This window comes from Alkalibacterium putridalgicola (assembly GCF_900109825.1).
Lineage (GTDB): Bacteria > Bacillota > Bacilli > Lactobacillales > Carnobacteriaceae_A > Alkalibacterium > Alkalibacterium putridalgicola.
The window spans coordinates 24,101-31,049 of record NZ_FOBL01000030.1; the positions used below are offsets into that span (position 1 = coordinate 24,101).

The 6,949-nt window shown below is 43.8% G+C and carries 4 protein-coding genes and 1 rRNA gene; all 5 read left to right on the top strand.

What is annotated here, in order from left to right; genetic code table 11:
- The first annotated feature begins 44 nt into the window (after positions 1-44).
- A complete protein-coding gene (gene ftsH, locus BMX84_RS09655) occupies positions 45-2,192 on the top strand; it encodes an ATP-dependent zinc metalloprotease FtsH (protein ID WP_091489261.1) in 2,148 nt (715 codons plus the stop codon).
- A gap of 88 nt (positions 2,193-2,280) precedes the next feature.
- Positions 2,281-3,165: an Hsp33 family molecular chaperone HslO gene (gene hslO, locus BMX84_RS09660; RefSeq protein ID WP_091489263.1), complete on the top strand. Its 885-nt coding sequence runs from the start codon at positions 2,281-2,283 to the stop codon at positions 3,163-3,165.
- Positions 3,166-3,321: 156 nt separating this feature from the next.
- Positions 3,322-4,830: a lysine--tRNA ligase gene (gene lysS, locus BMX84_RS09665; RefSeq protein ID WP_091489265.1), complete on the top strand. Its 1,509-nt coding sequence runs from the start codon at positions 3,322-3,324 to the stop codon at positions 4,828-4,830.
- A gap of 148 nt (positions 4,831-4,978) precedes the next feature.
- Positions 4,979-6,280 carry an AI-2E family transporter gene (locus BMX84_RS09670; RefSeq protein WP_091489268.1) on the top strand — a complete coding sequence of 434 codons (1,302 nt, stop codon included), beginning with the start codon at positions 4,979-4,981 and terminating at the stop codon, positions 6,278-6,280.
- Positions 6,281-6,833: 553 nt separating this feature from the next.
- Positions 6,834-6,949, top strand: a 16S ribosomal RNA gene (locus tag BMX84_RS09675); the annotation flags it as partial.

Here is a 6,949-nt window from a genome sequence, read left to right on the forward strand (position 1 = left end):
TGCTTAAATAATAATAAAAATACAAGTGATAGATGGAGGATGACATGAAGAAAGGATTTTTCAAAAGTGGCCTCTTCTACGTCATCGTGTTTCTTGCGGTTATCGGTATTGCAAGTTGGGCGACGAGTGGCGGACAAGATCAAGCTTCAGAGAGTGTAAGTTCGACTGAATTTATAGAATTTTTAGAAGAAGATCGTATAGAAGAATTTCAAGTGCAGCCCACAGCGGGTGTCTATGAAATCACAGGTCAATTACGCGAAGGACAAGAAATAGAAATAGAGCAGGACCAGGATGTCAACTTTTTTGGTAGTCTGGAGCAGGAAGATGCTTCGACATTTACCACGTATATCTTGAGAAACGATACGATCGTTGACGAAATGTATCAGCTTGCTAGAGACAATGATGTCGAAATCGTATCTGTTGAAGAACCGACGACTGGTATCTGGACTAGCTTACTCTTTTCATTCCTTCCGCTCTTACTGTTTGTCGGATTCATTTATTTCATGATGGGTCAAGCAGGACAAGGTGGCGGAGGCGGCGGCGGAGGCCGTGGTGTGATGAACTTCGGCAAGTCCAAAGCAAAAGAAAGTGACGCCAAAACAAGTAAGGTACGTTTTTCTGATGTTGCTGGTGCGGATGAAGAAAAAGAAGAATTAGTAGAAATCGTTGAGTTCCTGAAAGACCCTAGACGATTTGCCAACCTGGGTGCACGTATCCCGGCCGGCGTCCTCCTGGAGGGACCTCCAGGAACAGGTAAAACATTACTTGCCAAAGCTGTTGCCGGTGAAGCCGGTGTACCGTTCTTCTCGATCTCAGGTTCTGAGTTCGTCGAGATGTTCGTAGGTGTCGGGGCAAGCCGTGTCAGAGACTTATTTGAAAATGCGAAGAAAACAGCTCCGGCTATCATCTTTATCGATGAGATCGATGCTGTTGGACGTCAGCGTGGTGCCGGTATGGGCGGCGGACACGATGAACGTGAACAGACCCTGAACCAGCTCCTTGTTGAGATGGATGGATTTACAGGTAACGAAGGCGTCATCGTCATTGCGGCAACAAACCGTCAGGACGTTCTTGACCCAGCTCTCTTGCGTCCAGGACGTTTTGACAGACGTATCATGGTCGGCAGACCGGATGTCAAAGGACGTGAAGCGATCCTTAAAGTACATGCCAAGAATAAACCTATTGCTCCAGATGTCGATTTGAAAATCATCGCCAGACAGACGCCAGGCTTTTCCGGGGCTGACCTGGAAAACCTGCTGAACGAAGCTGCATTAGTTGCAGCCAGACGTGACAGCAAGCAGATCGAAGCGCTCGATATCGATGAAGCACATGACCGTGTCATTGCAGGTCCTGCGAAGAAAGACCGTGTCATCTCTAAAGTTGAACGTTCAATGGTTGCCTATCATGAAGCGGGGCATACGATCGTTGGTCTTGTATTAAGTGATGCACGAATCGTTCATAAAGTAACGATCGTTCCTCGAGGCAGAGCCGGCGGATATGCCATCATGCTCCCTAAAGAAGATCGCTTCTTAATGACCAAGAAAGAATTATTTGAACAGATCGTTGGACTCTTGGGTGGTCGTGTAGCTGAAGAAATCATATTCGATTCTCAGTCAAGCGGTGCATCGAACGACTTCCAGCAGGCAACTCAGATCGCCAGAAGCATGGTAACTGAATACGGCATGAGTGACTTGCTCGGACCGGTCCAGTATGAAGGCGGCGGTCAAGTATTCCTGGGCAGAGACTATTCTCAATCCAAGGCTTACTCAGAACAGTTTGCTTATCAGATCGACCAGGAAGTTCTGCGTATTCTGAATGAAGCACATACTGAAGCGCGACGCATTCTTGAAGAACATAAAGATGCGCATGATCTGATCGCTCAGAAACTGCTTGAAGTAGAAACACTGGATGAGAAACAAATCAAATCATTATTTGAACAAGGTGAAATGCCTTCGAAAGACGTTTCTGCTCCGTCAGAATTCCCTTCTGAAAAAGAAGAGGCGGAAAGAGATCCTGAAGACGAAGAAATCGGGAAAACGTTTGAAGAAATCAAAGCGGCACGTGAGAAAAAAGAACGTGAACGTGAGAAGCGTTTTGAAGAAAATCAGGACGATCAGTCATCCGAAGAGTCAGATGCTGAAAGTTCAGACAGTCAGAAAAAAGATAAATCAGACGACGAACCAAAAGCGTAACAAGCAAAGAAGAGGATGGCGATTTTATCGCATCCTCTTCTTTCCATGTAAACGGATGAAAACTAATATATATAAAGGAATGTGACTTATGTCAGATAAATTATTAAAAGCATTAGGCTATAATGATCAGATCCGTGTGTATGTCGTGGATACAACGGATATGGTCAAGACAGCCCAGGAAAATCATCAGACCTGGAGTGCGGCGACAGCGGCTCTCGGTCGTGCCATGGTAGGAACGACGCTGCTCGGTGCCACGCTTAAAGGAGAAGAAACATTGACTGTACGTATTGAGGGAAATGGTCCAGTCGGTTATATACTCGTAGACAGTAACGGTAAAGGAGAGACTAAAGGATATATCAAACATCCTGAGGTCAGTCTGCCTCTCAACGAACACGGAAAAATCGATGTCAGAGGCGCTGTGGGAACAGAAGGCATGCTGACAGTCAGTAAAGATTTGAATATGAAACGACCTTTCGTGGGACAGGTCCCATTAGTCAGCGGAGAACTGGGAGAAGATTTCACCTATTACATGGCGAACAGTGAACAGGTCCCTTCGGCTATCGGCTTATCCGTACTCGTCAACCCGGATGAGACGGTTAAAGCAGCTGGTGGATTCATGATCCAAGTCCTCCCCAATGCTTCAGAGGAAACGATCGGAAAAGTAGAAGAAGCAATTGCGGAGCTGCCTTTGATTTCCAAATTGATGGATGAAGGAGAAACGCCGGAACAGATCCTGGACCGATTAGTGAAAGATGGCTCAGCACGCATCCTGGAAACGATGCCGGTATCCTTTAAATGCAACTGTTCAAAAGAACGGTTTAAAGATGCGATCGTTTCGCTCGGGGAAAAAGAGATACAGGAAATGATCGACGAAGATCATGGAGCGGATGCGGTGTGTCATTTCTGCCGGACCACTTACCATTTTGACGAAGAAGAACTGAATGCCTTGAAGGAAGAAACGGAACAGCCGTAGCCTTTTTGCACATTTTTCTTTATGAGAATCAAGAGTTATGGTACGATAATCCAGTATGAATGGATTTAAATTCAGCGTATTAATAGTGAAGTGTCGACTTTACTGAGGATCTAAATATAAGAGTGAATAAATAGAGTGAGGAATGGAGTGACTGTAGTGTCTCAAGAAAATGGTACACATGAAAATTTAACAGACCAGTTAGTTGTACGTCGTGAAAAAATGAATGACTTGAAAGAGCGGGGGATCGATCCTTTTGGTTCCCGCTATGTACGCACGCATTATTCTTCTGAATTACATGAAAGATATGAAGTGAAATCCAAGGATGAACTGCACGATGAAGAGATAAACGTTTCTGTTGCGGGTCGTCTGATGACCAAGCGCGGCAAAGGGAAAGCCGGTTTCGCGCATCTGAAAGATAAAAATGGGTTGATACAGATCTACGTACGAAAAGATGCTGTCGGCGACGAGCAATATGAAAGCTTCAAGCAGGCAGACCTTGGTGACTTTTTCGGTATCGAAGGAACAGTCATGAAAACCAATACGGGCGAAGTGACTGTAAGGGCTGAAAAGCTGACTTATCTATCTAAAGCTCTGCGTCCCTTGCCGGATAAATATCACGGATTGACGAACGTTGAACAGAAATATCGTCAGCGTTACCTTGATTTGATAGCCAATGAGGATAGTTTCGAGCGTTTCACCAAACGCAGTCAAATCATTCAGGAGATCAGAAATCACTTGAACGGCTTAGGTTATCTTGAAGTGGAGACACCACTTCTGCACAATATTGCAGGGGGAGCAGCAGCCAGACCATTCGTTACCCATCATAATGCCCTGGACATGGAGCTTTATCTGCGTATCGCAATCGAGCTTCATTTGAAACGACTGATCGTCGGTGGTATGGAAAAGGTCTATGAAATCGGTCGGGTTTTCCGTAATGAAGGGATCGACACCACACACAATCCTGAATTCACGATGATGGAACTCTATACAGCTTTCCACGATATGGAAGATGTTATGGATTTGACAGAAGTATTGATCCAGACCGTAGCTGAAAAAGTATTGGGAGAAACTGAGATCTCTTATGGCGAAGAAACCATTCAGCTTGGTGGGAAATGGGCCCGCCGTCATATGGTCGATCTGATCAAAGAAGAAACAGGGATCGACTTTTATAAACACTATACGGATGAGGAAGCCCGTCAGCTGGCCCAGGACCATAACGTCGAGATCGACGATTATGCAACCTTTGGACACGTAGTCAACGAATTCTTTGAAACGTTTGTGGAAGACAAGTTAGTCCAGCCGACATTTGTCTATGGCCATCCTCTGGAGATTTCTCCGCTGGCCAAGAAGAACGAAGAAGATGGACGCTTTACCGATCGTTTTGAGCTGTTCATTGCCAAGCACGAATATGCGAATGCATTCAGCGAGTTGAATGATCCGATCGATCAGCGCGAACGATTTGAAGCGCAAATGAAAGAAAAAGCTCAGGGTAATGAGGAAGCTCAGGAAATCGACGAAGATTTCATTGAAGCTCTCGAATATGGTATGCCGCCGACTGGAGGGCTGGGTATCGGTATCGACCGTTTAGTGATGCTTCTGACAGATGCTCACACGATCAGAGACGTTCTGCTGTTCCCGACAATGAAAAATACCGACAACAACTAAATAAAATTTTTAAAGTGACCAAGAGAGATGCGATGAGCATCTCTCTTTTTTTAGGACGTGTCTCTGTGATTGTTTTTTCTCGTATTTAGCGTGAATGTCCTATAATATAGAGAGTAAGAAAAGTAAGTTGCAGAAAGAAGGAGAAAAAATGAAAAAAACCAGGTGGATAAATTTTCTGGGAGCGAGTGACCTGATTTTCAGTTTGGTCGTTATCATACTTATAGGTATTGCTTTCTTTTTATTCAATCAAGTCAGTTATATATTCACGCCAATACTCGTGCTTGTTTCGAATATCTTGATGCCTTTTGTCATCGCACTATTATTGTATTATCTGTTCAATCCATTTATAGACTTTCTGGAGAAACGGGGTGTGAAGAGAATAGTGGGTGTGACTATTCTATTCCTGCTGATCATCGGGCTATTGACGCTGGGCATCATCCTGCTGTATCCATTGCTTCGGGATCAGCTGACCATGTTCATTGAAGAATTTCCGAGTTTCATAGATTCGCTGACCGCCTCAGTGACGAGTTGGGTAGATGATCTTCCCTTTGGAGGAGAAATCGAATCATTTATTCAAGAAGGAGAAAGCTTTGTTACCGGAATACCTGATAACATCAACCAGTATCTTTCGAACGGCTTCAGTGGTTTGTCGAGTTTTGTATCTGGGTTGACTAACGTCGTCGTGACACTGGTTACCTTTCCAATTATTCTGTTTTTCCTGCTTAAAGATGAACAGCGCTTTTTCCGTGCCTTTTTATCTGTTACACCTCCCAAATGGAGAGAAGACCTTATTCGCGTATCCTCTGAAGTAAACACACAAGTCGGCGCGTACGTTAAAGGTCAGCTGATCATCGCTTCGTCGATAGGGGTCATGATGTTCATAGGTTTCTCTATAATAGGTCTGGAATATAATGGTGTCCTGGCGATAATAGCCGGATTCACATCTATTATTCCATACGTTGGTCCGACACTGGCGTTTATACCTGCGCTCATTATTGCCTTGATCGATTCATGGTGGATGGTTGCACAGCTCGTACTCGTCTGGATGGCGGTACAGTTTATAGACGGTAACTTGATCGAACCAAACGTCATGGGAAAACAGCTCAACGTCCACCCGTTAACGATCATCATTGTCTTGCTGGTAGCAGGTGACTTGTTAGGTTTATTCGGACTGATATTCGGTGTGCCGATATATGCTATCTTGAAGGTGCTTGTCGTCTACGTCTTCCAGCAGTTTAAGAAGCGATACAATAAATACTATGGTGATGTGGCAGGGGAGTATGAAGTCAAACCGATCGAAGTAGCTGTGAGTGGTGAAAAAGTCAGGAGTAATCAATTAAAACGGACCATTGAAATCGCCAAACTGAAAAGGCATAAAGAAAAGGATCAATACGAAGAAAACCATGAGAGCACTTCTGAAAAAGACCCAGATAAAGAGGATAACAAGTAATCTTTATCTAGATAACATTAAAAAATACAGGGACGCTTTGAATCAGGGATCTATTCCTTGTATTCAAAGCGTCAGCTTTATTTTACGCTTGAAAAAAGGCGGATGATCCTTATTATTAACAGAAAAGAAAAAAAATGAGAAAAGTTTCTGGAAATCCTTGACGAAGATCAGAATACCTGTTATTATTAATCTCGTTGCTGCAAAACAACGATTGAATTCCAGCAGCGAGGTTTTTATAAAATTGTTGTTGACATTTTGTTTACGACCAGATATACTTAAATAGTTGTCGTAGAGGCAAAGGGAACGCTTACAACTTTGAAATGTTTTCTAAAATAATTTTAAAAAGTTCTTGACAACGAAACCGAAAGCCTGTAATATTATATGAGTTGACACGAAACGTCGTCAACGTCTGAACAAATGAGATCTTTGAAAACTGAACAAAGTAAAACAACCAAATGTGCAGGGGTCTTCGATCCGATTTATCGGATCAGGACAACACAAACGAGTTAACATGTTTAACTCACACTATTTAAATTGAGCTATTTCAAACTACCAAAATGAGAGTTTGATCCTGGCTCAGGACGAACGCTGGCGGCATGCCTAATACATGCAAGTCGAACGATGAAGCACTCTGCTTGCAGAGTGCGGAAGAGTGGCGAACGGGTGAGT